Annotated in this window: 13 protein-coding genes; 11 read left to right on the top strand and 2 right to left on the bottom strand. The window is 72.4% G+C overall.

Annotation, left to right across the window (positions count from 1 at the left end; translation table 11 throughout):
* Nucleotides 1-55 precede the first annotated feature (55 nt).
* The 8 genes from ACN20J_RS22590 (at nucleotide 56) to ACN20J_RS22555 (ending at nucleotide 17531) form a co-directional block, all read left to right on the top strand.
* A complete protein-coding gene (locus ACN20J_RS22590) occupies nucleotides 56-1231 on the top strand; it encodes an ATP-grasp domain-containing protein (protein ID WP_361996078.1) in 1176 nt (391 codons plus the stop codon).
* A gap of 477 nt (nucleotides 1232-1708) precedes the next feature.
* Nucleotides 1709-2437 (top strand): restriction endonuclease, encoded by a 729-nt coding sequence (locus tag ACN20J_RS22585; protein ID WP_419666634.1) that lies wholly within the window; start codon nucleotides 1709-1711, stop codon nucleotides 2435-2437.
* A 239-nt stretch (nucleotides 2438-2676) separates the two neighbouring features.
* Entirely contained in the window at nucleotides 2677-4149 is a 1473-nt protein-coding gene (locus ACN20J_RS22580) for an MFS transporter (protein ID WP_419666633.1), read from the top strand.
* Complete coding sequence (locus tag ACN20J_RS22575; protein ID WP_419666632.1) at nucleotides 4094-7699, top strand: type I polyketide synthase; 3606 nt, start codon at nucleotides 4094-4096, stop codon at nucleotides 7697-7699. The genes ACN20J_RS22580 and ACN20J_RS22575 overlap by 56 nt, the downstream gene beginning before the upstream one ends.
* A complete protein-coding gene (locus ACN20J_RS22570) occupies nucleotides 7696-13482 on the top strand; it encodes a MupA/Atu3671 family FMN-dependent luciferase-like monooxygenase (protein WP_419666631.1) in 5787 nt (1928 codons plus the stop codon). The genes ACN20J_RS22575 and ACN20J_RS22570 overlap by 4 nt, the downstream gene beginning before the upstream one ends.
* The gene (locus ACN20J_RS22565; RefSeq protein WP_419666630.1) at nucleotides 13479-14783 is read left to right on the top strand and encodes a M18 family aminopeptidase; all 1305 of its coding nucleotides are present in this window, start codon (nucleotides 13479-13481) and stop codon (nucleotides 14781-14783) included. The genes ACN20J_RS22570 and ACN20J_RS22565 overlap by 4 nt, the downstream gene beginning before the upstream one ends.
* A gap of 50 nt (nucleotides 14784-14833) precedes the next feature.
* On the top strand, nucleotides 14834-15616 hold the full coding sequence (locus ACN20J_RS22560; protein WP_419666629.1) for a thioesterase II family protein: 783 nt from the start codon (nucleotides 14834-14836) through the stop codon (nucleotides 15614-15616).
* 34 nt (nucleotides 15617-15650) lie between these two features.
* Nucleotides 15651-17531, top strand: a complete 1881-nt coding sequence (locus tag ACN20J_RS22555; RefSeq protein ID WP_419666628.1) for an amino acid adenylation domain-containing protein — start codon at nucleotides 15651-15653, stop codon at nucleotides 17529-17531.
* Between the two features lie 86 nt (nucleotides 17532-17617).
* Here ACN20J_RS22555 and ACN20J_RS22550 read toward each other — a convergent pair whose 3' ends face one another.
* Both ACN20J_RS22550 and ACN20J_RS22545 read right to left on the bottom strand, forming a co-directional pair.
* Entirely contained in the window at nucleotides 17618-20407 is a 2790-nt protein-coding gene (locus ACN20J_RS22550; protein WP_419666627.1) for a hypothetical protein, read from the bottom strand.
* A gap of 287 nt (nucleotides 20408-20694) precedes the next feature.
* Entirely contained in the window at nucleotides 20695-21642 is a 948-nt protein-coding gene (locus tag ACN20J_RS22545) for a M56 family metallopeptidase (protein WP_189843195.1), read from the bottom strand.
* A 172-nt stretch (nucleotides 21643-21814) separates the two neighbouring features.
* Between ACN20J_RS22545 and ACN20J_RS22540 the strand changes: the two genes are divergently transcribed.
* The 3 genes from ACN20J_RS22540 to ACN20J_RS22530 all read left to right on the top strand — a co-directional run bounded on the left by ACN20J_RS22540 (nucleotide 21815) and on the right by ACN20J_RS22530 (nucleotide 26927).
* Complete coding sequence (locus ACN20J_RS22540; RefSeq protein WP_419666626.1) at nucleotides 21815-22282, top strand: DUF3052 domain-containing protein; 468 nt, start codon at nucleotides 21815-21817, stop codon at nucleotides 22280-22282.
* 90 nt (nucleotides 22283-22372) lie between these two features.
* On the top strand, nucleotides 22373-23263 hold the full coding sequence (locus ACN20J_RS22535) for a glycosyltransferase family 2 protein (RefSeq protein WP_189843318.1): 891 nt from the start codon (nucleotides 22373-22375) through the stop codon (nucleotides 23261-23263).
* 412 nt (nucleotides 23264-23675) lie between these two features.
* Nucleotides 23676-26927, top strand: coding sequence for a BTAD domain-containing putative transcriptional regulator (locus ACN20J_RS22530; protein ID WP_419668928.1), 3252 nt, complete (start codon nucleotides 23676-23678; stop codon nucleotides 26925-26927).
* Nucleotides 26928-26973 lie beyond the last annotated feature (46 nt).

Below are 26973 nucleotides of genomic sequence, written 5' to 3'. Positions count from 1 at the left end.
GCGCTCCCGTACCCTTCCGACTTCCGCCGGTGCGCAGCTTCAGGAAGGCCCACGCATGTCCTCCGACCGTTCAGTGCTCCATCTCGGCCTGCGCCGCTCCCCCTTGGAGTGGCGGTCCGAGATCGATGCCGCGGCGGAGCTGGGCCACGCCGTGTACGTCTACTCCGACTCCGGGCTCGGTCATATCGGGCTGCCTGATGACCGGGTCGCTGCCTTTACCAGGGCGGAGTCCGCCGAGGATGTGGCGGCTCGCGCCCTGCGGCAGGCGCGGGACGGCGGGCACGAGCCCGCGGCGGTGCTGTGCTGGGGTGACCGGTACGTGGACGTCGCGGCCAGGGTCGCCGAGGCGCTCGGCCTGCGTGGGCCCTCGGTCGTCGCGGCCGCCGTGTGCCTCGACAAGTCCGCGCAGCGCCGGGCTCTCGAACCGCACGGCCTCAACCCCCGCTGGCGCAGCGGGACCACGGCCGACGAGTTGAAGGCCGCGGTGGGGGAGCTGGGCCTTCCGCTGATCTTCAAGCTCGCCCACTCCTCGGGGGGCCGCGGGTCCGTCGTGATCGACGCGGACACGGAACCGGACGAGCTGATGAAGCTGACGTCCCTCAACTACGAGGACTCCGCCGCCTTCCTGGTCGAGGAACTCGTCGAGGGCAGCGAGCACTCGGTCTCCGGGCTTGTCCACGGTGGCGAGGTGGTGATCCTCGCCGTGTCCGACAAGTATCTGGCGCCCGGCGAACTCCGTACCACCACCACGGTCGTCCCCTCCGGGCTCACCCCGGAGCGGCTCGCCCGGGTGCACGAGGCGGCCGAGCGCGCGGTGCGCGCCGTGGGTATCGAGTCCGGCGGGTTTCACGTGGACCTGCGCTACTCCTCCGAAGGCCCCGTCGTCCTGGAGGTCGGCGCACGGCTGGGCGGCGACCTGATCAACTCCCATCTCGTGCCCCTCGCCACGGACGGCGCCACGCAGCCGTACCGCTCTCTCGTCGAGACCCTCGCCGACGGTGAACTGCCGCGCTCCGCGCCCTTCGTGACCACCGCGGCGATGCACTTGCTGCCGGTTCCCGCCGACAGCGACCTCCCCGCGCTGCTGTCCCGCCTCGCGGGTCACCCGGCCGTACGGATCGCCGCCGAGTGGCCCTCCCCGGAGGGTGAGGTCGTGGTGGTCGTGACGGCACAGGACCCGGACACGATCCCCGCGATCCTCGACGAACTCCGGCAGCGGACGGGGCGGTGACGGGACGGTAGGGCCACACGCCTCCGACCTGGGAGCGACCGAACGCGCGGGCGCACGCGGTTCTCGGCCGACTTCGGTCTCCTGGAGGGCAGATGCGTGTGCGGCGTGGGGGCGTGCGGCGGGCGGGGCGCGCCTGGGGTGGCGCCCCGGAGTGCGGGGGCGTGATTCTGGGCTGTGGGTGAGGGGCGGGAGTGCTGGGCGGGCTCTCGTCCGTGGCACGCCGCTGGAGCCGGCGGGTGTTCGGGGTGGCCCGAAAGGGGTCCCGTCCCTGGTGGGCGGCAGGATCTGACCTAGTGTCAACAATGCCTGCGCAGAAGCCTGTTGGGCGGTCGAGGTGGCCGTGGGCGGGTGCGCATAGGGGGACACGGTGGCTTGGACCGATCCTTGCGTGAGGAATGACGGTGTGCACGTCCGGGGGCGGCGGTGAGCCGCCGGGCGCCGGTGCGGCGGGCTCGGCGTACGCCTGTGAAGCGTGTGGTGACCTCGAAATCCGTGAAGCGGGCGGCGGGTTCGAAGTCTGTGAAGCGGGTGTCCGTGAAGCGGGTCTCCAGTCCGGTCCAGCCCAGCGGGCCCCGGCCGTTGGTGCTCGGTGTCGCGGCTGCCGCGGGGGGCGGGCTCTGCGTTGCCGTGGGGCAGTGGCTGTTGGGGAACTGGTGGTTGATCGCTCTGCTGGCCGCCGTCCTGGGTACGGCCGGTTGTCTTTGGCTTGCTCAGTGGGTTGCGAAGGCCTGGTGGGAGCGGGCGCATGTGCGGCGGCTGCGGTATGAGCTGCCTCAGCTCGACGCGCTTCACCACGAGGACTTCGAGTTCGCGGTACGGGATCTGATGCGCCGTGACGGATGCGCCGATGCCGTACAGGTGGGCGGGGCCGGGGACAACGGCGCCGACGTGACGGCGACCGATCCGCTCGGCAGGCGCTGGGTGATCCAGTGCAAGCACCGGCAGGACGGGGCCCTGGGATCGGCGGTGGGTACCCCGGATCTGCATGTACTCAACGGCACCGGGCGGCAGTTGCACGGCGGGGACGTCGTCGTTCTCGTGACGAACGGGCGCTTCACCGCGGGGTGCGAGCCGCTCGCGAGGTCCCAGAAGCTGCATCTCGTCGACCGCGGGACATTGGGGGAGTGGGCGGCTGGGGCACGGCCCCTCTGGGAGCTGCTTCAGCAGCTGCCACCCTCGCCGGGCAGGCGGTCGGCGTTGTCCTGAGAACACTGTTGTCGGGCTGCAGGGCACTGTTGTGGCGCTGCCGCACGACTGTTGTCGTGCGGCGTGGAAGTCGTCATGTTTCGCAACTGCCGCATAACAATCATGAGTTCAGGCTTCTGCCTGCGAACGGCGGGCCCCGTTGCCTATGGTGCGCGGAGCCCCTTCGCCCATGTGTTCGCAAAGGATGCCGCCATGTCTGACTCTGTACGACACGAGGACGACCTGGCGCAGGTTCGTTCGTGACGTCCGGTACGGCAGCGCTTCAGGAACGCCGGTACCGGATCCTGGTCACCGGCTACGCGATCTCCTCGTACGGCACCTTCCTCAACGTCGTGGCGCTCAGCCTGTACGTCTACGCGGTCACGGACCGGGCGCTGGCCGTCGGTGTGTTCATGGCCGTACGACTCGCCGCGGGGTTCGTCGCGGGGCTCGCCGCGGCTGCGGTCCTGGCCCGCTGGTCCCCGAAGGGCGTCATGTTCTGGGCCAACGTGGCCCAGGCGGCGGCTCTGCTCCTGCTGGTGCTGGCCCCCGACGGATTCCGTACGAGCACGCTGTTCGCCGTCTCCGCGGTGGTCGGGGCCTCCGGCACCCTGTTCATGGTCACCTTGCGCAGCTCCATCCCGGACATGGTCGGCGAGGGGCGGCACACCTGGGCCAACTCCCTGATGGTCAGCGGGCGTTCGATGGCCATGGTGGCCGGGTTCGCCTCGTCGGGCGTGGTGGTGTCACTGCTCGGCTACACCGCGGCCTTCCTCGTGGACATGGCCACCTTCCTCGTCTGCGCCCTGACCGTCCTGCTCCTCCCGATGCCCATGGGCCCGGCGCGCGGCAATGAGGAGAAAGACAGCCAAGGCAAGGACGTAGGGGACGGCCAAGACAGCCAGGGCGGTCAGGAAGAAGAGGGGGCCGACCGGCAGGGGCGTCGGCGGGACCGTCGGCGGCAGGTGCCCGCCGCGCTCGTGGCGCTCGGTGCGGTTCCGGTGCTCGGGCTCATGGTGGCGCTGCGCGGTATCGACGCGCTCGGGTCCTCCTCGCACAACGCGGCGCTGCCCGTGTACTCCACCGAACTCGACGCCGACAACCCGGCCGTGTTCGTCAGCGTCTTCTGGTGCGTCTGGGCGCTCGGCAACGTTCTCGTCCAGCAGGTGCTGCAGAGGTACACCAAGCGGACGGGACGCTCGGTCGGCGCCCTGGGCTTCGGGCTCGGCACCATCGCCATGTCGGGGACCTTCATCCTGGCCTTCGCCGGGCTCCCCTGGGCCGCGACCGTGCTGGTCGCGCTGCTGGCCGGCGCGGCCGACGGCCTGACCGAGGTGTCGTACACCTCGCATCTGCAGACCCTGCCGAGCCCTCTGCGCACCCACGCCTTCGGGCTCTCCGCCACGGTGGAGAACCTCGGGTTCGGCGTCGGGATGATCGTGGTCGCCGCCGCCCTCGACGTCTTCACGCCGCTGTCGGTCGTCGGCGTCGCGCACGGTGCCGCCATCGTCCTCGCGCTGGTGTACGTGGCCCGGGTGCTGCGGGGGCGCGGAGCGCAGGAAGCGGGCGAAGCACAGGAGACGCACGAGGCACATGAGGCGCAGGAAGCCGTGCCGGCGAGCGAGGCGCGGGAGGGGAAGCAGGTGGAGCAGGGAGAGCAGGGGAAGGGGGAGAGCGGTGCGGGACCCGCGCGTGGCGGTCATCGGGATGGCGCTGAGGTTTCCGGGGGCTGACACACCCGAGCAGTACTGGCACGACATCCGGTCCGGCGTGTCCCACGTACGGCCCTTCACCGACTCCGAGTTCGCCGCCGCGGGCCTGCCCGAGGAGCTCTACCGCGACCCGGACTTCACCGGAGCGAGCGCGCTGCTGCACGGCGTCGACGGCTTCGACGCCGGGTTCTTCGGGATGAGCGGCCGGGAGGCCACCCTGACCGATCCCCAGCAGCGGTTGTTCCTGGAGTGCGCTCACCATGCGCTGGAGGACGGTGGCTACGCCGGCAGGAGTGGAAGCGGCCGGTCCGGGAGCGTACGGATCGGGAGCGTACGGATCGGGGTCTACGCGAGCATCGGCTATCGGCTCTACTCCCTGCACAGCTACCTGGCCTCCAACATCGGCGAGTCGAGTCGCGCCGACGACTGGACCACGGTGAAGCAGATCCAGGTCGGCAACTACCCGGACTTCACCGCCAATCGGGCCGCGTTCCGGCTCGGACTGGATGGTCCGGCGGTGAATGTCGCGACGGCCTGTTCCAGCGGGCTCGTCTCGGTCCACCTGGCCTGTCAGGCGCTGCTCGCGGGTGACGCGGACCTCATGGTGGTGGGATCGGCCGCCCTGCATCTGCCGCAGGTCACCGGGCACCGCCATGTGAAGGGCTCGACGATCTCCAAGTCCGGTGCGGTACGGGCCTTCGACGCCGCGGCCGACGGCACGGTCGGCGGCAACGGGGTGGCCGCCGTACTACTCAAGCCGCTGGCGAACGCGCTCGCCGACGGCGACACCGTGCACGCCGTCATCCTGGGCTCCGCCGTCACCAACGACGGTGCGGACAAGGCGGGTTTCGCCGCTCCGGGTGTTGCGGGCCAGCGGGACGCCGTGCTCGGCGCGTTGGACCGCGCCGGTGTCGGGGCCGAGACGATCGGCTACCTGGAGGCGCACGGCACCGGCACCTACAAGGGCGATCCGATCGAATTCGCCGCGCTCAGCGAGGCGTTCCGGCGGCACACGGACCGCAAGGGCTTCTGCGCGCTCGGGTCCACCAAGCCCGCCATCGGGCACCTGGACAGCGCGGCCGGTCTCGCGGGGCTGGTCAAGGCGATCCTGGTGCTGCGGCACGGTGTTGTTCCGCCGCTGGTGAACCTGACCCGGCCCAACCCTCAACTCGGGGTCGAGGAAAGCCCGTTCATGCTCCCGCAGCGCGCCATGCCGTGGCCGCTGGCGGACGGCCGGCCCCGGCGGGCGGGCGTGCACTCCATCGGGATGGGCGGCACCAATGCCCATGTGATTCTGGAAGAGGCCCCGGCTGTCCCGGTCGGCACGGCTGCCTCGGTTGGCGCGGCCCGGGCCGAAGCTGCCCCCGTGCCCGCTCTCCTGCCGCTCTCCGCGCACAGCCCCAAAGCCCTGGAGGAGTACGCCCGTTCCTTCCGCGACGCCCTGGTGCGGCGTCCGGACATGGCACCGGCCGATCTCCTCACGACGGCCGCGCTCGGGCGCCGGCACCTGCGCCACCGGCTGGTCGTCACCGCACCCGCCGTCACCGCACCTTTCGAAGGCCCACCGGTCGAAGGCCCGCCCGCCGATGGCCCGGCTGACAACCTTGTCAGTGGGCTCGTCCGCGGCCTCGACGCCTTCCTGGCGGATCCGGGGAGCCCCGCGCCTGCCCACGCCTCCTACTACACCGGAACCGTGGACACCCCAGCCCCGGCCCCGACTCCGGCCCCGGCCTCGGTCACACCCGCGTACGTCTTCAGCGGTCAGGGCGGCGGCCGACCCGGAATGGCCGCAGCGCTTGCCGGCCGCTTCCCCGTGGTGGCCGATGTCCTGGAGCGGTGTGCCCGTATCCATCAGGAGGAGACCGGGGAGGCGGACTTCCTCGACCGGATCGTCGGTGGCGAGGGCCCGGAGCGGTGGGACACCGACTTCGCCCAGCCGGCGCTGTTCGCGCTGCAAGTGGCGCAGGCACGGCTCTGGCAGGGGTTCGGTGTGCGACCGTCGGCCGTCGCCGGGCACAGCGTCGGGGAGTACGCGGCTCTGTGCGTCGCGGGAGCACTGACGCCGGAGGACGGTATGCGGCTCGTCTGCCGCAGGGGCCGGCTCATGCAGGACACCGAACCCGGCGCGATGCTGGCCGTGTTCGCCCCGCCGGAACACGTACGACGGCTGCTCGGGGACATCGACGAGACGCGGTACGGGCGTCTCGAACTGGCGGTGTCCAACGGTCCTGCCCACCACGTCGTCGCCGGTCCGCCGGACGCGGTCGAGGCGGCCCGGGCCTGGCTGGCCGAGCACGATGTGGCGGGCGAGCAGCTCCCCGTCGACCGGGCCTTCCACACGGCGCTGCTCGACCCGGTGCTCGACGAGCTGCACGCCGCCGTCGGCAAGGCCGAACTCCGGTCCGTACAGGTGGAGTTCGTGAGTGGCCTGGACGGCACGGCGTATCCCGTGGGCTGGCTGCCCGACGCCGACTACCTCGTACGGCAGGCGCGGCACACCGCGGACTTTCACGCCGTGCTGCGCACGCTCGCGTCCAGGGCCGTCCTGGTCGAACTGGGGCCCGGTGCGCCGCTGACCGGCATGGCCCGCCGTGCCGTCCCGGAGACCCTCTGCGTGCCGACGCAGGGCCGCGGCGCCGACACCGACGGCCTGTGGACGGCGGCGGCCCGTCTGCACTGTGCCGGGGTGGACCTCGACTGGGCGGCGCTCCTGGACGGCTGCGGGGGACGCCGGATTCCGCTGCCCGTCTACCCGTTCCAGCACCGGTCGTACTGGACCGGCCCGCCACCGCATCCCGGTCCGTCAGTGGACCGATTACCTGCAAAGGAAGGTTCAGTGGAGGACGGCATGACCGAACAGGCAGTACTCGAACGCGTACGGGAGCTCACGGCCCGGCATCTCGGCTACCGCGCCGACGAACTCGGCGCCGGGCAGTCCTTCGTCGGCCTCGGTGCGGATTCGCTGCAACTCATCGGGTTGCTGCGGCAGTTGGAGAGCGAGTTCGGCGTGCGGACGTCCGTCCGGGAGGTCCTCGAGGAGGCGGGCACTCCTGAACTCACGGCCCGTCTGATCGCCGCGCGCGCGGGGCGGGCGGCTTCGCGGGAGGAGGGTGGGCCGGCCGACGTTGGCACGGGGCCTGCGGCTCTGCCTGCGCCTGCCGCTGCTTCCGCCGCCTCAGCTCCCGCTCCTGCCTCTGCCCCGGCGCCTGCTCCCGCTCCTGCGTCTGCTCCTGCTCCTGTCGCGAACCCTGCTCCTGATCCTGCTCCCGCTCCTGCGTTTGCCTCAGCGTCCGCCCTTGCCGCAGGGTCCGCGCTCGCGCCTGCGGCTGTGCCTGCCCCAGCGGCCGTGCCTACCGCAGCGCCGGGCGCGGCCACCGCTCCGGCGCCCGTGGGACCGGCTCCCGTGGGCCCAGCGCCCGTGGGCCCGGCGCCCGCGGACCCGGAGTACGCACTCCGCTCCGAAGTAGCCGAGCTCCGGCGGCAGATCGATCTGCTCGCCGAGACGCAGGCGGCCATGCTGACCCAGCTCTCCGAGGCGATAGCCCTGCTCGGTGCCGAGCGTGCCCGATGAGTACGACGGCGGTGGACCGGGCCGCGGAACTCTCCCGGAAGCTCACGGCACAACTCGCGGCGGCCAAGCGGCACTCGGCGGCGGGGCCCCCACCCGAACCGGCCTCGCCGCCCCCTCAGGCCCCGGCCCCGATGCCCACCACACTCCCCGCACTCCCCACCCTCCACGGCCCCCGAGTAACCCTCCCCGAAGGCTCAGGCATGATCGGCGATGGCGCCGACGCGAATGCCGGGCAGCGAGCTCATGCCGCCGAGCTGAGCCGGACGCTGGCCGAACGGACCCGTACGTCCAAGGAGTTGGCCCAGCGGCAGCGTGCCGTGCTCGCCGACAGCCGGGCCGTCGTCGGGTTCCGTCGTTCGACGAAGGAGACGCTGTACCCGCTCGCGGCCCGCTCGGCCCGGGGCGCGCGCCTGACCGACGTGGACGGGAACGAGTACACCGACATCACCATGGGCTTCGGCGCCCTGCTGCTCGGCCATGAGCCGGAGATCGTCACCGAGGCCGTACGCGAGCACCTCGCGCACGGTCTGCGCTTCGGCCCCCGGCCGGCCGAGGCCGGTGAAGTCGCCCAGCTGCTGGCCGACTTGACGGGCATGGAACGCGTGGCGTTCGCGGGCTCGGGCACCGAGGCCAACTCCGCCGCCATCAGGCTGGCCCGCGCCGCCACCGGACGCGACCGCGTCGTCATGTTCCGCGGCTCGTACCACGGTCACATCGACTCGGTGCTCGGCCGCCCGGGACCGGACGGGACGCACGCCGTACCCGTCTCGCACGGCATCCCGCACAGCGCCGTATCCGAGCTGATCGTCCTCGAATACGGCAGCCAGGAGGCCCTCGACACCGTCGACGCGCTCGGCGACACCATCGCGGCGGTCCTCGTCGAGCCGGTCCAGTGCCGCAACCCCGCCCTGCGCCCCGTCGCGTTCCTGCGGGAACTGCGTGACCTCACGCGGCGCCGCGGCATCGTGCTCCTCTTCGACGAGATGCTCACCGGCCTGCGCCCCCATCCGCGCGGCGCCCAGCACCACTTCGGCGTCGTCCCGGACCTCGCCACCTACGGCAAGGCGCTCGGCAGCGGCTTCCCGATCGGCGCGATCGCGGGCCGCGCCGACATCCTGGACGGGGTCGACGGCGGCTTCTGGCGGTACGGCGACGACAGCCGCCCGGAGACCGAGACCACGTTCTTCGGCGGTACGTACATGCAGCACCCGCTGTCCATGGCGGCGGCCAAGGCGGTCCTCACCCACCTCACCACCGAGGGCCCCGCCCTCCAGGAACGGCTCAACGCCCGCACCGACTTGCTGGCCGAAGGCCTGAACGAGTTCTTCAGGGACGAGGAATTTCCCCTGGAGCTCAGCCACTTCGGCTCCATGTTCCGGTTCAGGCACCGCGCCGACATGGAACTCCTCTACCAGCACCTGCTGTTGCGCGGCATCCACGTGTGGGAGTGGCGCAGCTTCTATCTGTCCACCGCCCACACCGACACGGACGTCGAGCGCGTCTCGGACGCCGTGAAGGACTCCCTGCGCGCCCTGCGCGAGGGCGGCTTCTTCCCCACGAGCCCCCGACCCCGCCCTCGCTCCCGCCCGCAGTCGAAGGCCACGCGTCCCCGCCCGTCCGCCGATTTCGGCCTGTACTTCTTCGGCGACTACCCGGACGAGGGTGGAGAGGCAGACGGCCGACCGAGCACACCCCACCCCTCCGACGCCTACGACCAGATCATGGAAACGGCCCGCTTCGCAGACGAGCGCGGATTCAGTTCCCTCTGGGTGCCGGAGCGGCACTTCCACTCCTTCGGCGGTCTCTTCCCCAACCCGTCCGTGCTCGCCGCCGCGCTGGCCCGGGAGACCAGCCGGATCCGGCTGAACGCGGGTTCCGTCGTACTGCCGCTGCACGACCCCGTCCGGATCGCCGAGGAGTGGTCGGTCGTCGACAACCTCTCCGGCGGCCGGGTCGGCATCGGCTGCGCCACCGGCTGGCACGCGCAGGACTTCGCCCTCCACCCGGACCGCTTCGCCCGCCGCAAGGAGATCGGCCTCGCCCACCTCGACGACGTACGGACGCTGTGGAGCGGCGGCACCTTGCCCCGGCGTACGGGAGACGGCGGGGAGACCGCCGTACGCATCCACCCGCGCCCGGTGCAGGACATGCCGCCCATGTTCCTCGCGACCTCGGGACGGCCCGAGTCGTACGAGGAGGCCGCGCGGCGCGGTCTGGGCATCGTCACCAACCTGATGAACCAGACGGTCGCCGAACTCGCCGAGAACATCGGCCACTACCGCAAGGCCCGCGAGCAGCACGGCCTCGACCCCGACACCGGCCGGGTGACCGTGCTCCTGCACACCTACCTCGGCGACGACCACGCGACGGCGCGTGCCCAGGCGCTGGAGCCGATGACCCGCTATCTGCGCTCCTCGCTGCAGATGCGCTCCGCGGCGAGCACGCAGGGCACGCCGGGCGGCGATCCGCGGGACCTGGCCACGGCGAGCGAGGAGGACCTGGAGTACCTCTTCCGCCGGGCGTACGACGGGTACTGCGACGAGCGGGCCCTGATCGGTACGCCGGAGACCTGCGCGCCCGTGGTGGACGCGCTGTACGAGGCGGGCGTCGACGAGATCGCCGCCCTCGTCGACTTCGGCATGCCCGCCGACCTGATGCGTACCGGGCTCGAACACCTCGACGCGCTGCGTGAGCGCCACCAGGACGCAGGCCCCGTGGCACCCCGTGCGGATGTGGGGCCCGGCGCCGACGACTCCGCGCCCGCGACCGACGCCCAGCGCCGGATCTGGCTCGCCTCCCAACTGATCGGCGACCCGGCCGCGTACAACGAGATCCAGGCGGTGCGGCTGCGCGGCCCGCTGGACGCGGAGGCGCTGGCCGCCGCGGTCGACGGGCTGGTCGAGCGGCACGCGGGCCTGCGGACCGTGTTCCGCCCGGGCGGTGGCGACGAGACGGTGCTGCAGGTCGTACGGCACGGGCGGCGCATTCCGCTCCAAGTGACCGACTGCCGGGGGCCGTTGACGGAGTCCCGTGGGCCGGAGCCCGAGGCGGCCGTCTCGGAGGTGCTGCGCGAAGAGAGCACACGGCCGTACGACCTCGCCGAGGGCCCGCTGTTCACCCCACGGCTGCTGACGCTCGCCGACGACGACCATGTGCTCGTACTCGGGCTGCACCACATCATCACCGACGCCCACTCGGCCGGCATCCTCGCGGCCGACCTGGAGGAGCTCTACAAGGCCGCGGTCGAGGGCCGCCCCGCGCGGTTCGTGGCGCCCGCGGGCAGCACGGTCGGCGCCGCCGAACCCGACCGGGACCCGGCCGACCTGGAGTGGTGGCGGCGATATCTCGACCCGCTGCCGCCGGTGCCCGCGCTGCCCACCCGGCGCCCGCGCGGCCGGCGGGTGGCGGGCGGCGGGGCCGCCGCCGAGATCCGTCTCGATGCTGTCCGTACGGCGCAAGTGCAGGAGTGGAGCGGCCGACAGGGCGTCACGCTCTTCGCCACGCTCCTCACCGCCTGGCAACTGGTGCTGCGCGAGCGGTCGGGCCAGGACGAGTTCGTCGTGGGCTCGACCTTCGGGCGGCGCACCCCGGAGACCACCGGCACGGTGGGATTCCACGTCGCGCTCCTTCCGCTGAGGGCCACGCTCACGGAGTCGACACCGCTGACCGGCGCCGTACGGGCCACCCGGGACGCGCTGTTCGCGGCCGACGCCCATCAACACGTCGACCTGGACGCGCTCCTGGCCGCCGTCAACCCCGACCCCGGCAACCCGCGCCCGCTGATCACCGTCTCGGCGGACCTGGACACCGCTCCACTGGCCGGGATCCGGCTGCCCGGGCTGTACGCCGAAGCCGTCGACGGCGGTTCCGAATCGGCCCCGCTGGAGATGGGGTTGATGGCCGTCCGCACGGGTTCGGGGCTGCGGCTGCGCATCCGCTACGACGCCGATCTCTTCGACGCGTCGACGGTACGGGACTGTCTGGGCGACCTCGACCGGATCCTGGGGGCCATGGTGTCGGGCGGTGCGGTGCTCGTACGGGACACCGCCGTGCGGCCGGAGGTCCTGGCCGTGACGCGGCCTGCCCCACCGATTCCCACGGCCGGGGCTGTCCCGTCGACCCCCTCCGTCCTGGAGACTCTCCGTACCGTCTGGAAGTCGGTCCTCGGCGTCGACGACGTGGCCGACGACGCCAACTTCTTCGATCTCAGCGGCAATTCGATCGCGGCGATCAGGCTCGTCAACCGTGTACGCGACGTGCTGCACGTGGACATCGCCCTCGCGGACTTCTTCGCGGACGCGACCCTGGGCGCGATGGCACGTCAACTCGGCGGCGCCGGCCTCCGGGAGTCCACCCCCACCCCCGACCTGCCCCCCTCCGGCAACGCCGAGGTCGCCCAGGTCGTGGACCGCGCCCCCGCGAGCGCCCAGCAGCACCGGATGATCGCCGGCCACTACGCCGTTCCCCAGGCGCAGGTCTGGAACGTGCCGACCAGGATCCGCTTCCGGGGCGCCCTGGACCCGGACGCCCTGCGCTCGGCCCTCGCCGAACTGATCGAGCGCCACCACTCGTTGCGTACCCGCTTCATGCGGGAGGCCGAAACCGGGGCCGGGATCGGCGAAGGAGTCTGGTGGCAGGAGGTGGTCGCCGCCCCGCCGCTGCGGCTGCAGATCGACGACCTCACCCGGCTCGAACCCGGGAAGCGTGCCGACCGCGTCGACAAGGTGTGCCGTGCGATGGCCGCCGCGCCCGTCGACCTCACCCGTCCGACGCTGCCCCGACTGAGGCTGCTGCGGGTCGAGCACGACGAGTGGGTGCTGATGTTCGTCATGCACCACATCTGTGCCGACGGCTGGGCCCACTCCGTGCTCCTGGCGGAGCTGGCCGAGCTCTACACGGCCGCGGCGGCCGGTACCGCGCACACACTCGACGCACCGCCCGTCCAGGCCACGCACTACGCCCGCCGTCAGCTGGAGTCGAAGGACCCGGCGGCCGAGGACCGGCGGGCCGCACACTGCGCCGACTATCTGGAGGGGGTGCCGTGCCGGCTCGACACTCCGACCGACCGCCCGAGGCCCGAGCGGCTGAGCGGCGACGGCGGCACGGTACGCGGGGCCGCCTCCGGTGAACTCCGGGCGGCGATGGAGAAGTTGGCGGCCGACCGGCACGTGACGCCGTTCGCGGTGGCGGCAGCCGCGCTCGGCATCCACCTCGCCCGGCTCTCCGGGGAGCGGGACGTCCTGCTCAGCGTCCCGTACGCCAACCGCGAGGACCTGGACTGCGAGTCGCTCGTGTCGGTGGTCTCCACGGCCGTCCTGGTCCGGGTGCGGATCGACCCGGCCGAGACCGTCGCCGAGCTGGTGTCCCGTACCGGCGCGGGCGCCCTCGGAATCATGGCGAACGTGCTGCCCACCGCCCGCATCCTCCAGGCGATGCGTGACGCGGGCGCGACCGAGGTCCCCGACCGGGTGCCGAACGGCCTCGCCTTCCAGAACTACGCCGACTCCGACATCGAGATCCCCGGCCTCGACGTCGAAGTGGAGGACGTGGCCCCGCCGGTCGCCCGGGCGGAACTCGTCTTCGGTCTCGCGCCGCGTCGTGATCCGGGCCTCGGCTACCGGACCTTCCTCGAGTATTCGGCCGATCTCTGGGATCGGGAATCGGCCGAAGACCTGCTCGCCGAGTACGTCTCGATGATCGGAGACTTGTGCGCGCAGCCCGACCGCCCGGTCGCCGCACTGCTCGACCCGCACACAACGCCCCGGAAGGCGGACGCCGAATGACCCTGGCCACCGACCCCAGCCACACCGAGGACCTGCTCGCCTTCCTCCAGGGCAGCTCCTCGCCCTACCACGCCGTGTCACAGGCCGCGCGCCGCCTGGAGAAGGCGGGCTTCACGGAACTGAGCGAGACCGAGGAGTGGACGGGGCGCAGCGGCGGCTGTTTCGTCGCCCGCGGCGGTGCGCTCATCGCCTGGTACGTCCCCGACGACGCGCCCGCCCACACCCCCTTCCGGATCGTCGGCGCCCACACCGACTCGCCCAACCTGCGGGTCAAGCCGAGGCCCGACACCGGTTCCGCGGGGTGGCGGCAGGTCGCAGTGGAGATCTACGGAGGCGTTCCGCTCAACACCTGGCTCGACCGCGACCTGGGAATCTCGGGGCGTCTCACGCTGCGCGACGGCACCTCCACCCTCGTCAAGGTGGACGAACCGCTGTTCCGCGTACCACAGTTGGCCATCCATCTCGACCGCTCGGTCAACGAGTCCATGGCCCTTGACCGCCAGCGCCAGACCCAGCCGATCTGGTCCCTCGGCAGACCCGAACAGGGCGCCCTGCTGCGCCGGATCGCGTACGAGGCCGATCTGGAACCCACCGAGATCCTCGGCTGGGACCTGATGCTGCACGACATCCAGGCACCCGGACACCTGGGCGCGGAGCGCGAGTTCCTGGTGTCGTCGCGCCTGGACAACCTGGTGTCCGTGCACGCGGGGGTCACCGCGCTGACGGCGGCCACCGAGGCCTGGTCGAAGGACGCCGGTGCCGAGTCGTTCCGGGTTCCGGTGCTCGCCGCCTTCGACCACGAAGAGGTCGGCAGCGGCTCGGAGACCGGTGCCCAGAGCCCGCTCCTGGAACGCGTCCTGAACCGCTCGGTGGCCTCCCGCGGCGGCAGCGGCGAGGACTGGTCGCGGGCTCTCGCGGGCGCGCTCTGCGTCTCGGCCGACATGTCCCACGCGGTCCACCCCAACTACAGCGAGCGGCACGACCCGGACAACCACCCGCTGCCCAACGGCGGCCCCGTGGTGAAGGTCAACGTCAACCAGCGGTACGCCACCGACGGCACCGGCCTCGCCGCGTTCGCCGCCGCCTGCGAGCGGGCCGGGGTGCCGTTGCAGCGGTTCGTGTCCAACAACGCCATGCCCTGCGGCACTTCGATCGGGCCGATCACCGCGGCACGCCTGGGCGTGACGACGGTCGACGTGGGCGTGCCCGGCCTGTCCATGCACTCCGCCCGGGAACTCGTCGGGGCCAGGGACCCCGGCTATCTGGCGCAGGCACTCGCCGAGTTCGTCACGACGAGCTGACACCAGGCACCAGGCATCAAATATCAGGCACCAGGCACCGGACACCAACCATGGAGAGTGACAGAACGTTGTCGGCAAAGACCTTCGCGCTCAAGGGCGCCGACCCGCAGGACGCCTCGATACGCGTGCTGATCGTTCCGCACGCCGGCGCGGGGGCGGCGAGCGGCCAGGGCTTCGCGGAGCACGCTCCGGCCGACTGGCTGGTGGCCACGGCCCGGCTGCCCGGCAGGGAGACGCGTATCCGGGAGAGCGTTCCGGAGCTGCCCGGTCTGGTCGACGACGTCGTGGCCACGGCCCGTGCGCTGCCCGGCACCGCCCCCTTGCTCGTGGTCGGGGTGTGCTTCGGCGCGATCGTCGGCCTGGAAGCCGTACGCGCACTGCAGCGGGACGACGGCGTCCGCGTCGCCGGCATGGTGGCCGTCTCGCAGTGGGCGGTGACCGAGAAGCCCGACCCCGAGCGCCGGTTGCTGCGCGACACGGACGACACCGACGGCGTACTGAGGATCCTCGACGGGTTCGGCGGGGTCCCGGAACGGCTCGCCGCCAACGAGCAGATGCTCGAACTGGTGCTGCCGACGATCGTGGCGGACATCCGTGCCGTCGAGGACTACTCGTCGGGCCCCGACCCCCTTCTCTGGTGCCCGCTCCTCACCGTGTTCGGGGACGAGGATCCGCTGTGTCCCGAGGAACGGACCGCCGACTGGGCCCTGTTCAGTGAGAACACCCGCAGTGTCTGGCTGCCGGGCGGACACATGTTGCTGACGGACACCCCCGCCCTGGTGGTGGACGCCGTCGTCGGCAATCTCGACCAGTTCGCGGCAGCACAGCCCTAGCCTTCCGCACCCGGACCGACCGAGGTTGACCTCCATGACGACCGTCCAGGCCTCCGCCGACCGCCCGTCGACCGATGCGGACCACCGGCTCGACGCACTCCTGCTCGAACGGTGGGAGCGCGATCCGGCGCTCCCCGCGATCGTCTCCGGTCAAACCGTCCTCACCGTGGGCGAGTTGAGGGAACGGGTCCTGCGGACCGCCACGGCCCTTCGCGCGCACGGCGTACGGGCCGGTGACCGCGTCGTGATCCACCACGACCGTTCCGTCGAGTTCGTGGTGGCCGTGCTGGGCGCCATGTTCGCGGGCGCCGCCCACGTGGCACTCGGCGTGGACGACCCACCACAGCGGACCCTGCGAGCCGTCCAGGACTGCGCACCCCGGGCCGTGCTCACCAACTCGGCGCTGCGCGACCGCTTCTCGGACGTACCGGACCTGGTCGTCCTGACGGACGAGGAGTGCGCCACGTACCCGCCGACACTCGAACCCGTGCGGGACGCCTCGTACGCCTCGGACCCGTCGGCGGACGACCCCGTCGCCGTCATCCACACCTCGGGATCCACCGGCCGCCCCAAGGCCTCGCTGATCAGCCACCGCGCTCTCGTCTCACGGATCAAGGCCCTGCAGACCACGCACCGCATGGACGAGCGCGACCGGATGCTGCACCACACGGTGTGCACGTTCGACATGCATCTCGGCGAGCTGTACTGGCCGTTGCTCGCGGGTGCCACCGTCGTCATCGCGGCCCCGGGCCGCCATCGCGACGCGGACCATCTCGCGGAACTCATCCGCGACCAGGGGATCACGACGGTCTACTTCGGCGTGTCCCAGCTCGAACTCTTCCTGCTGACCCGCGATCCCGCAGAGCGGTACGACGGTCTGAGGCAGGTGCTCACCGGCGGCGAAGTGCTCGGTCCCGAGCTGGTCAAGCGCTTCCACGCGCGCTCCACCGCGTCGCTCACCAACATCTACGGGCCCAGTGAGTGCACGATCTACTGCACGGCCTGGGTGCTGCCGCGCGATCCCGACCTGGACACCGTGCTCATCGGTCCCGCCATCCAGGACACCGAACTGTGGATCCTCGACGAGAAGGGCACGCCGGTCGCCGACGGGGAATCCGGCGAGCTGTACATCGGCGGTGCCGGTGTCGCCCTCGGCTATCTGAACCGACCCGAACTCACCGCCGAGCGCTTTCTCGACGCGGAGCGTCTTTCCAACGTCCCCTCGGTGAGCCCGCATTGCCGCCTCTACCGTTCCGGCGACCTGGTCAGGGCGCGCCCCGACGGAGCGTTGGAGTTCCTGGGCCGGGCCGACCGGCAGGTGAAGATCCGGGGCATCCGTATCGAGCCCGGCGAGATCGAGGAGACCGCCAAACGCTGTACGGGGGTCGGGCAGGCGGCGGTCGTCGCGCACGGTTCGGGTGCCGAGAAGCGGCTCGCCGCGTTCGTGGTGCCCGAGGAGGGTGTGGCACCGGGCAGCCTGCCGTCGTCCGTACGCGAGGCTCTGCTGACCTGGCTCCCGCCGTACATGGTGCCGTCGGCCATCGAGGTGGCGGACGAACTGCCGCTGACGCCGAACGGCAAGCTGGACCGGCGTCTCCTGGAGACCTGGGCGGCGAAACGGTCGGCGGAATCCGCGCCCGCGCGGCCCGTCCAGCGCGCCCCCGTCGGCGAGTCCGTTGACGTGGAGAGCGTCGTGTCCGAGGTGTGGTGCGAGGTCCTCCAGGTCTCCGAGGTCGGGCGGGACGACGACTTCTTCGACCTGGGCGGGGACTCCTTCAAGGTGCTGCGCGTCGTAGAGACCCTCCGGGAGCGGCTGCGGGCGGACATCCCCCTCGCGGCGCTGCTGCTGGAGCCGACGGCGGCCGACTTCAGCGAGGAACTGCGCCGCATCATGGCGCACGGGCCCACGGACTGAACTGAACCCGGGAGCTTCAAGGAATCAGGAGCGCGAAACGGGGGCCCGGAACTTCGGGCCCCCGCGTCTGGTTTCGTAAAGCCCTACTACGACGCGTCCGTCACCGTGCCGTCGAGCACCGGCCCCTCCACCTGCTCGCCGTCCCCCGGCCAGATGAACAGCTGGATCCGCAGCGACTCCTCCGGCTCGCTCACACCGTCCGCGACGACAGGAATGGTCACGTCGGTGCTCAGCTCGCCCTGGGGGACGCTGAGGGGCAGATAGAGCCCTTCCAGCTCGGTCAGCGGCCGGGAGGGGGCCGGTGACTCACCGGTGGTCTCCTCCAGCCAGGCCGGGTCGACGTCGGTGGTGGACAGTTCGGCGCCGTCGACACGCGCGAACGCGGAGTCGATCCAGATCTCCGTGTCGGCGACCGCGGACTGGGTGATCCGCCACGTCAGACTCTGGCCCTCGGTGACCCGGCTCGGAACCGGCGCGACACTGAACGTGGGCATCGGGTCGTCGTCCTTCACGGTCACGCCGCCGAGGTGGTTGCCGACCACCGTGTCGTGGACGGCCTTGGCGAACACGTTGTACGCCGTGCCGTAGCTGTAGCGGGTGTTGCCGGGCACGTCGACCGGCACGTCGATGCTCTCGGTGCCGGGTCGCACGGTCACCACCCGGGACGTGGTCTCACGCGTCTCGGGGTCCGCGACGAAGAGCCGGATCTGTCCACTGCCCTGCCCGGAGAGCTGTATCGGCACCTGGTAGGTCTTCACTCCGGAGTCGCCCTCGTCGGCGGTCAGCCGGCCGATGTCGACGCGCGGCGGCGAGACCGGCCGTACGTCCGCCATGCCGGGGCGCCAGCCCCAGGCGTCGATCAGCCATGCCTTCCCCGATCCGCTGCGGGGGGTCAGTTCGAGGGACTTCACCTGCTTGAGGTCCAGCCCGGCGGCGGTCGCGGCGGTCAGCGGTACGCGTACCTCCTGGCCCCAGTACGAGGTCGTCCGCTCGGTGCCCGGCAGTCCGTCGAGGCGGATGTCGCCGAGCTTCGCCCGTCGGCCCGCGGTGTCCGTGAGGGACACGTCCAGGCGGGTGCCGGTGGTGTTCGGGGGCACGATCACGCGCAGGGCCAGCGACTTGGCTCCGGTCACCGAGACCGGCCGCTCGGGCCGCACCCGTACCGCGGAACCCGCCGCCGACCAGTCGAGCGCCACGGCGTTGCGGCCCGCTTCCCGGTCCGTCTCCCAGCCGGCGAAGTGCGGTGACGCGCCGGGCTCGTCGGGGTTGAGGCAGGCCGCGGCCGGGTCGGGATCGACCTGCTCGCACAGCCGGCCGCCGTCCACCTTCACCGAGGGGTCCGGCACGAACGCGCCGCCACGACGGGCGCCGACGGCGTGAGTGAGGACGCGCGCGGAACCCGCGGACTTCGCGCGTACGCCGGACCCGTCCAGCAGCGGCCGGACCCGGTCGTCGCCCGCGACGAACACTCGGGCCGCGGCGGCTATGTAGGTGGAGCCCGCGGCCTGCTGCTTCTTGGCGGTCAGGCGCGTCGCGGTGCCCGGCGTGCACACCGCGTCCGGCGACCCCTCGTCGTCCCAGAAGTCGTCGTTGGCGGGCGCCTGGGCCTGGCCCGGCGTCCACTCGGTGTTGAAGAAGTTGTGGTTGGCGCCGACCATGTAGACCGCGCTGTGCAGGGCGGCACCACGGCTGACACCGCGGGTCCCGTCCACGTAGATCTCACCCTGCAGATCGGACACATCGCCGTCGCAGCCGGGCAGGATCGTCATCGACGGCACCTCGGGAGCGGGGTTCTGCCCGAAGATCGTGGGGCCGATGAGGACGGTCCCCCGGATCTTCCAGCGCACCGGACCCCGGTAGCCGTCCCGGTCGGCGGGAGGCTTGGAGAGGCTGTCCATCGCGGCCCGGTTCACGCCCTCGCCGCCCCGCGAGTGACCGACCAGGAGTACGCGCGACAGGTCCGCCCGCGCCGCCTTCCGTACGACCTCCGGTGCCGAAGTCCGTCCGGCGCCCGACCAGTTGGCCCAGCGGGCGAGGTGCTGGCGTACGAGGGACGAGCGGGCCTGTGCTCCGCCGTCCTCCGCCGCGAAGTCCTGGCCGTTGACGCCGTTGGCGGATATGGACACCGTCACATAGCCCTGGGACGCCAGCAGTTTCTGGTCGTGGAGATAGCCGCGGTGGCTCGGTATCGCCTTCGAACCGGTGGGGCAGGGCCAGTCGCCGACGAACTCGCCGTCCGGGCCCCCGGTGTAGCAGGTGGGGTGGCGGCCGTGCAGGAAGAGGGCCAGCGGGCGCTTGCCCTGGGCCCCGGCCGGTGCGACCACGGCCGCGCGCATCTCGACCGGTTCGGGGAAGTCGGGCAGCTTCACGGACTTCAGCTCGTACTCGCCGCTGACCGTGCGGTACGGGCCGGGGACGCCCGGGTCCACGGGGTTGACCGGCGGCAGGGCCGACGGCTTCACCGGCGCCTTGGAGGCACGCCGCCGTGAGTCCGCCTCGATGCCGGCCTCGTCGAGGCGGCGACCGGCGGCCCGCACCTGCAGGTCCTTCGCCGGTCCGAGCTCCACGCCCTGGAGGGCGAGCCTGAACGTGTGCCCGTCCTTGGCGGCGAGCGGCCGGCCCAGGAGCCGGTCGCCGGAGTAGAACTCGACGGCGGCGTCTCCCATGGGCACCGGTGTGGCCGAGCGCCAGCTCAGGTGCTGACCGGATCTCGTCTCGGTGATCTGCCAGCCCGCCGGCAGTCTGCCGTCGGGGTCGGCCGAGGCCGCGGGCGGTGCGGGTTCGGCGGCCGGGCGGGCCTGCGCGACTCCTTGCGACCCCACCACCACCGCCAACAACGCCGCAGCGGCGACCAATGTGCGCCGGGCATGGCTCAACGTCCTTCTCCTCCTGTTGGCTCCTGCGCCCGGGCACCTCGGTTGCCCCAGATGCCCCGGGCATCTCTCTCGTCCCTCTCGTCCCTCTCGTCCCTGAGAAGAAGATGAGAATCGGGGCCACGGGGTTGCTCGGAGTTGAGGTCGGGCCGAGGCAAGGGGGTGCCTCAAGTGGAGCCTGGAGAAGCGGAGTTGGCCCGGTGAGCCCGGTGCGGGGCCGCCGACGGGCCGGGGGAGGGGCAGGGGAGAGTCTGGGAGGGAATCGCCGGACAGGCCCTAGGAGCCCAGCGCTAGGAGCCCAGCGTCGCCAGGGCCGGGCCGAAGGCGATGAGGAGCGGGATGAGCGGGGCCAGGGCCGCGGCCGTCGTCGTACCGCGGCGGTGGGTCCGGGGCAGCCGGGGCGGCGGGTCCAGGAGGCGCTCCACCCGCTGGTGGAGCAGGGGGCGGGGAGTGGCGCAGGACAGGACGCCCCGGTGCTGGTTCAGCTCGATCAGCGCGAGGGCCGTGGTGAGGTGGCCGCAGCTGCGGGAGGCCGTGTCGTCGGCGGAGAGCTCGACCAGGCGGTGGGTCTGGTCGCGGAAGTGGGTGAACAGAGGGATGCCCGGGAAACCGGAGGCCAGCGCCTGGGAGAGGTGCAGGAGCCAGTCGTGGCGGGCCCGGGCGTGACCCAGCTCATGGGCCTGGATGGCGTCCAGCTGGTGGTCGGTGAGGCGCCCCAGCGCGCCCGTGGTGACGACGAGCTGGGGCGGGCTGCCCGGCATCCACCAGGCGTCCGGGTACTCGTCCTCCAGCACGAGGAGCGGGCCGCGGGAGTCGCTGAGCCCGGCCGGCAGCTCGGGGGCGCGTTCGCGCAGGTGCTCGCGGCGCAGCCGCCCGCGCCTGCGGGCCTCGGTCACCTCCCGCGCCAGCATGGCCGTGGTCCAGGCGGCACCGCCGGCCAGCAGCAGCGTCAGCGCGGTGGTCCAGGGCGGGGCGGCGGCCAGGTCGTACGCCGCGGTGACCCTGGGCGGCGCGGGCGCGAAGACATGGACACGGACGGTGTGGAAGACCGCCGAGGCGCTCAGCACGAGCGACGTAAGGCAGCAGAGCAGCACGGTCGCGACCAGGCACTGCCACACCCACAGCGCGAGCACGGGCTCCCGGTCGGGCCAGACCGCCCGGGTCAGGACACGGGGCGCCGCGACCGCCGCCGCCAATGCGACGACCGCCATCAGGAGGAGGGAGATCGATACGGTCATGTCGCGGGCTCCTTCGGGAAGCGGCCGTGGACACGCTACCTGCCACCGGGGCCAGGACGGCAATGAGCGGCACGACGGCGAACCGCGAGTAACCATGGACACACGAGTTCATGGACACGAGTACACGGACGCACGAATGCATGGACGCACGAGTTCATGAGCGCACGAGTGCGTGCATGAGCGCATGGACGGTGGTGGCGCGGTGAGCGGGGCGAGTGCTGGGCGCGGGGCGGGCGGCGGGTACTCCGGTACGCCGCTGGCCAAGAAGATCGGGATCAAGGCCGGGCAGCGGGTGCGGTTGCTGCACGCGCCGGGGGAGGGGTGGGCGATCCCCGGGCTGCCCGAGGACTGCGAGGTCGCCGAAGGAGGGCCGACGGGGGCGGACGTCACCGTGGCCTTCTACCGGGAGGCGGCCGTACTGGCCGCCGAGGGACCCGGGCTCGTCGAGGCGCTCGCCGACTCCGCGATGCTCTGGATCGCCTGGCCACGGAAGGCGGCGGGCCACGTCAGCGACATCACCGAGAACGCGCTGCGGGAGCTGTTCCTGCCCCTGGGTGTCGTGGATGTGAAGGTCGCCGCGCTCGGGGACGACTGGTCGGGGCTGAAGTTCGTACGACGCAAGGAGAATCGGCGTATTTGAAGAGTCCTTACCGTGAACGGCTAGCATCGCCCCTTGTTGTCGTACGAGGTTGTCGTACGAGGTCGAGTGGTGGGGGTGGGCGCCGTGCCGATGGAGCCGCGGATCGCGGTGGCCGTGGTGACGATGGGCACCCGGCCCCAGGAGGTCGACGCGCTGCTCGCGTCGGTGGCCAAGCAGGACGTCGCACCCACGCGGATCGTGATCGTCGGGAACGGCTGTCCGCTGCCCGAGTTCGCCGACCGGCTGGGGCTGCCCGGCGAGGTCACCGCCATCGAGGTCGACGAGAACCTCGGCTGCCCGGGCGGCCGGAACGTCGCGCTGAGCCGGCTGCGGGAGTTCGGGGACGTGGACGTAGTCGTCGACCTGGACGACGACGGGCTCCTCGTCGACCCCGACGTCCTGCGGCACGTACGGGATCTGTACGCCGCCGATCCGCGCCTGGGCATCGTCGGATTCCGTATCGCCGACGAGCACGGCGAGACCCAGCGGCGGCACGTGCCCCGGCTCGGCGCCAAGGACCCGATGCGGGGCGGGGAGGTCACCGGCTTCCTCGGCGGCGGACACGCCCTCTCCATGGAGATGCTCGCGCAGACCGGGGACTGGCCGGCCGAGTTCTTCTTCGCGCACGAGGAGACCGACCTGGCGTGGCGGGCCGCCGATGCCGGGTGGACCATCCGGTACGAGCCCGAGCTGCTGCTCCAGCACCCCAAGACCTCGCCCGCACGGCACGCCATCTACTACCGCGTCACCGCCCGCAACCGCGTCTGGCTCGTCCGGCGCCGGCTGCCGCTCCCGCTCATCCCTGTCCACCTGGCGGTCTGGATCGCGCTGACTCTCCTGCGGACACGCTCAGTTGGCGGGCTGCGGGCATGGTTCGGCGGCTTCGTGGAGGGGCTCCGGGTCTCGGCGGGGGAACGGCGGCCGATGCGCTGGGGGACTGTCTGGCGGCTCACGCGCCTCGGGCGGCCACCGGTCATCTGAGCCGGCCCCCACCCACGGGTTCTCGAACCCAGTCCCACCCACGGGTTCTCGGACCCGGTCGCTACGGCGACACTCCCCCGAGCCACGGCGACCTACGACGCCAACCGCGTACCGGAACGACCGGGTCCGAACGGTGATCAAATCAGGCCACGCCAACCGATCGCTAACATGGGGCGAACGGTGTGGCGAGGCACAGAGTTTCGCCTGGGAGGTGGCGGGAGCGGCGGATTCAGGCCGTTGACGGCCGCCGATGGGAAGAGGCGGACAGGTGGGCGGCGGACAGCGGTCGGAGCGGGGCGCCGGGCTGCGCCGCGACCGATCGCCCGGCCGCCCGGGCGGGCCGTCACCTGGGGCGATACCCGCGTCCTCGCCCGAGCCGGGTTCCGCAGAGCCCTCCGGGCTGCCCTCCGGACTGTCCTCCGCGCTGCGCTTCGGGCTTCTCGGTCCGACCGTCGTGTACGACGCCGACGGTGTGCCGCGGCCGGTGAGCAGCGCGAAGGGGCGGGTACTGCTCACCGCTTTGCTGCTGGAACCGGGCCGGGTCGTCTCCGTCGACGTGCTCAAGGACGCGCTGTGGGGCGGGACGCCGCCCGCCTCCGCGCATGCGTCGCTGCAGAACCACGTGACCCGCCTGCGCCGCCTCCTGGACGACCCGGACCGGCTGCGGTCGGCCCCGCCCGGCTACCAACTACGCGTCGCCGAGGGCGAGTTGGACGTACGCCTCTTCGAGACCCGGATCGGTGCCGCCCGGGCGGCACACGCGCGGCGGGACTGGGAGCAGGCCGTGACCGAGGCCGTTGCGGCACTCGGGCTGTGGCGCGGCACCCCACTGACCGGCATGCCTCCCGGCCTCGGCGGACTCTCCCTCGTCCAACGGCTGGAGGAGGCACGGCTGTTCGCCCTGGAGTGCCGGTACGACGCAGAACTGGAGCTGGGCCGCGGGGTGTCCGACGGGGACGTACGGCTCTCCGGTCTCGCACCCGAACTGGCCGCGCTGGTCGCGGAGTTCCCCCTCCGTGAGGCCTTCCACCGCCAGTTGATGATGGTCCTCCACCGGACGGGCCGCCGCGCCGAGGCCCTCGCCGTCCACCGCGACCTGCGCCGCACCCTCATCCACGAACTCGGCGTGGAACCGGGCCTCACGGTCCGCGAGGCCCACCTGGAGATTCTGCGGGACGAGGGTTCGGGGACTGGAGCAGAGTCGGGTCCGGGTCCGGGTCCGGGTCCGGGTCCGGGTCCGGGCCTGGGTCCGGGCCTGGGGCCGGGATCTGGATCGGGTGCTGATGTGTCCGCCGGAGGCGACGGTGTCTCCGGCCCGCTGTCCGCCGAGTCGGCCCCCAGCCGTACCGATCGGCGCGGAGCCGACCACCTGCCCTCGGCGGAAGCCGCCCGGATCTCCCCGGCGGACCAGGCGGCCCCACTCACCCCAGCCGATCCAGCTGATCCAGACTCCCCAGCCGCTCCGAAGGTGCCCTCCCTCGTCCCCGTCCCCCGCCCCGCCCAACTCCCTCCCGCTCCCCTCTGTTTCACGGGTCGCGCCGAGACCATCGGCAGGCTGCGCGCCACACTCGTGTCGAGGGGCGCCGGGGCCGCGGCCGCGGCCGGGCACCCCCGAGTGGCCGTGGTCAGCGGCATGGCAGGCGTCGGGAAGAGCGCGCTGGGCGTGCAGGTGGCGCACGGGCTGCGGGCCGAGTTCCCGGATGGTCAGCTGTACGTACGGCTGCACGGAGCCACGCCCGGCGTGCCGCCGCTCACCGTCGGGCAGGCCCTCGCCGCGCTGCTCCGCGACCTGGGCGTGGAACCGCGGGGCGTCCCCGAACACCCGGACGCGGCAAGCGCGTTGCTCCGCTCGATGCTGGCGCCCACCCGCACCCTGCTCGTACTCGACGACGCCGTGAACGCCGCCCAGGTCCGCCCCCTGCTGCCGGCCGGCCCCGGCTGCGCGGTGATCGTCACCAGCCGCTCGCCCCTCACCGCGCTGGACGGCGTGACCCGCTTCCCGCTCGCCCCCCTCTCCGACGAGGAGAGCGCCGAACTGCTGCGGGCCGTCTCCGGACGGGACGGCCTCGACGGTACGCACCCTCTGGTCGGCCTCACCGGACGGCTGCCGCTCGCCCTGCGGATCGTCGCTGCCCGGCTCGCCGCCCGCCAGGTCCTCACACCGGACGCGCTCGCCGGTCAACTGGCCGCCAGCGAGGGCCGGTTGCACCACCTGGAGTACGACGACCTCAGCGTGCGCCGCTCGCTCGCGGTCGCCCTCGACGCGCTGCGGGCCTCCGACCGCGAGGCCGACCGGGACGCCGCCCTCGCCCTGCGCCGGATCGGCGCGCTCGACCTGCCGACGTACGGGGTCCCGCTCCTCGCCCGGCTTTTGGGCGCCGGCGAACGCCGCACCGAGGCCGCCCTCGACCGCCTCGTCGACGTCGCCCTCCTCGACGAGACGACGTACGGCCGCTACGCCCCGCACGACCTCGTACGCGACTTCGCCCGCGAGGTCGCCCGGGAGACGGCGGAGGAGGACCCCAGCCCCACCAGCCCCGACCCCACCGACATCGCCCTCCACTGGTACATCGCCTCCGCCCGTCGGTGCGTACCGGCCCTGATCCCCTCCGGTGTCGACCGCGACAACCGGCTCGGCGCGACGGCCTCGGCGGCCGAGTCGGAGCGTGCGGGCGCCACGGGCGGTGAGACCGTGCCGTTCGCGTCGGCCGCCGAGGCCGTCGCCTGGGGGGACCGCGAGGTGGCGAACGTCGTCGCGCTCGTCGAGGGCCGCGCCGCCGAGTCCCCGCTGGTCCCCGTCCTCGTACGCGCCCTCTTCCCGTATCTGCAGCGCCGCGGCCGGCTGCGCGAGCTGGCGGTGCTGGGGCGGCGGGCGCTGACGGTGGCGCGGCGGCTCGGGGACGACGCCGCCGAGGCGATCGCGCTGTCCGACCTGGCGGGCCTCCACTTCATGCAGGGACAGGCGGGCAAGGCGCTCGTCCTGACCGACCAGGCCCTCTCGCGCTGGCGCGGCCTCGGCGTCGTCCCGCGCATCCAGCGCTGCCTGAACAACCGCGGGCTGCTGCTGGAGAGCCTGGGCCGGTACGTCGAGTGCGAACTCGCCCTGCGGGAAAGCCTGGAGCTGGCCCGGGAGCTGGGCGACCTGGACGGCGAGGCCGTCGCCTACAGCAACCTCGGCAACCTCTACGAGCACTCCGACCCGCGCGCCGCCATCGAGTGGCACGAGCGGAGCCTCGCGCTCGGCGAGACCATGGGCGACTCCCGGGTCCGCGAATCAGGGCACTGCAACATCGGGTTCGCCCACCTCACGCTCGGCGAACCGGCCCGTGCGCTGGAGCACTTCGACCGTGCCCTGAGCGTCTCGGACGGGGTCGACTGGCAGAGCGGCTCGCAGACCCGCCTCGGTCTCGTCCGTGCGCTGCGCGGCCTCGACCGCACCGAGCGGGCCGCCCGCGAGTGCGCCCTGCTGCTGGCCCGCGCCGAACTGCGCGCCGACCGCTACACCGCCGGTCTCGCCCGGCACCAGCAGGGCCTGCTGCACCGGTCGGCGGGCCGCGCCGACGAGGCGTACGAGCAGTGGGAACTGGCCCTCGACGACCTGGACGGCACCGACAGCACGGTGACCGACGAACTGCGGGAGCTGTTGCTGGTCCGGCTCAACTAACCTTTGACACAAGGGGGTTGAGCGGGAGCTCGGCGGGGGCCGGACA

Source organism: Streptomyces sp. 2-1, assembly GCF_048564895.1.
GTDB classification, from domain to species: domain Bacteria; phylum Actinomycetota; class Actinomycetes; order Streptomycetales; family Streptomycetaceae; genus Streptomyces; species Streptomyces phaeochromogenes.
The sequence above is the reverse complement of the archived record's forward strand: the minus strand, read 5'-3'. Positions and strand labels throughout refer to the sequence as shown.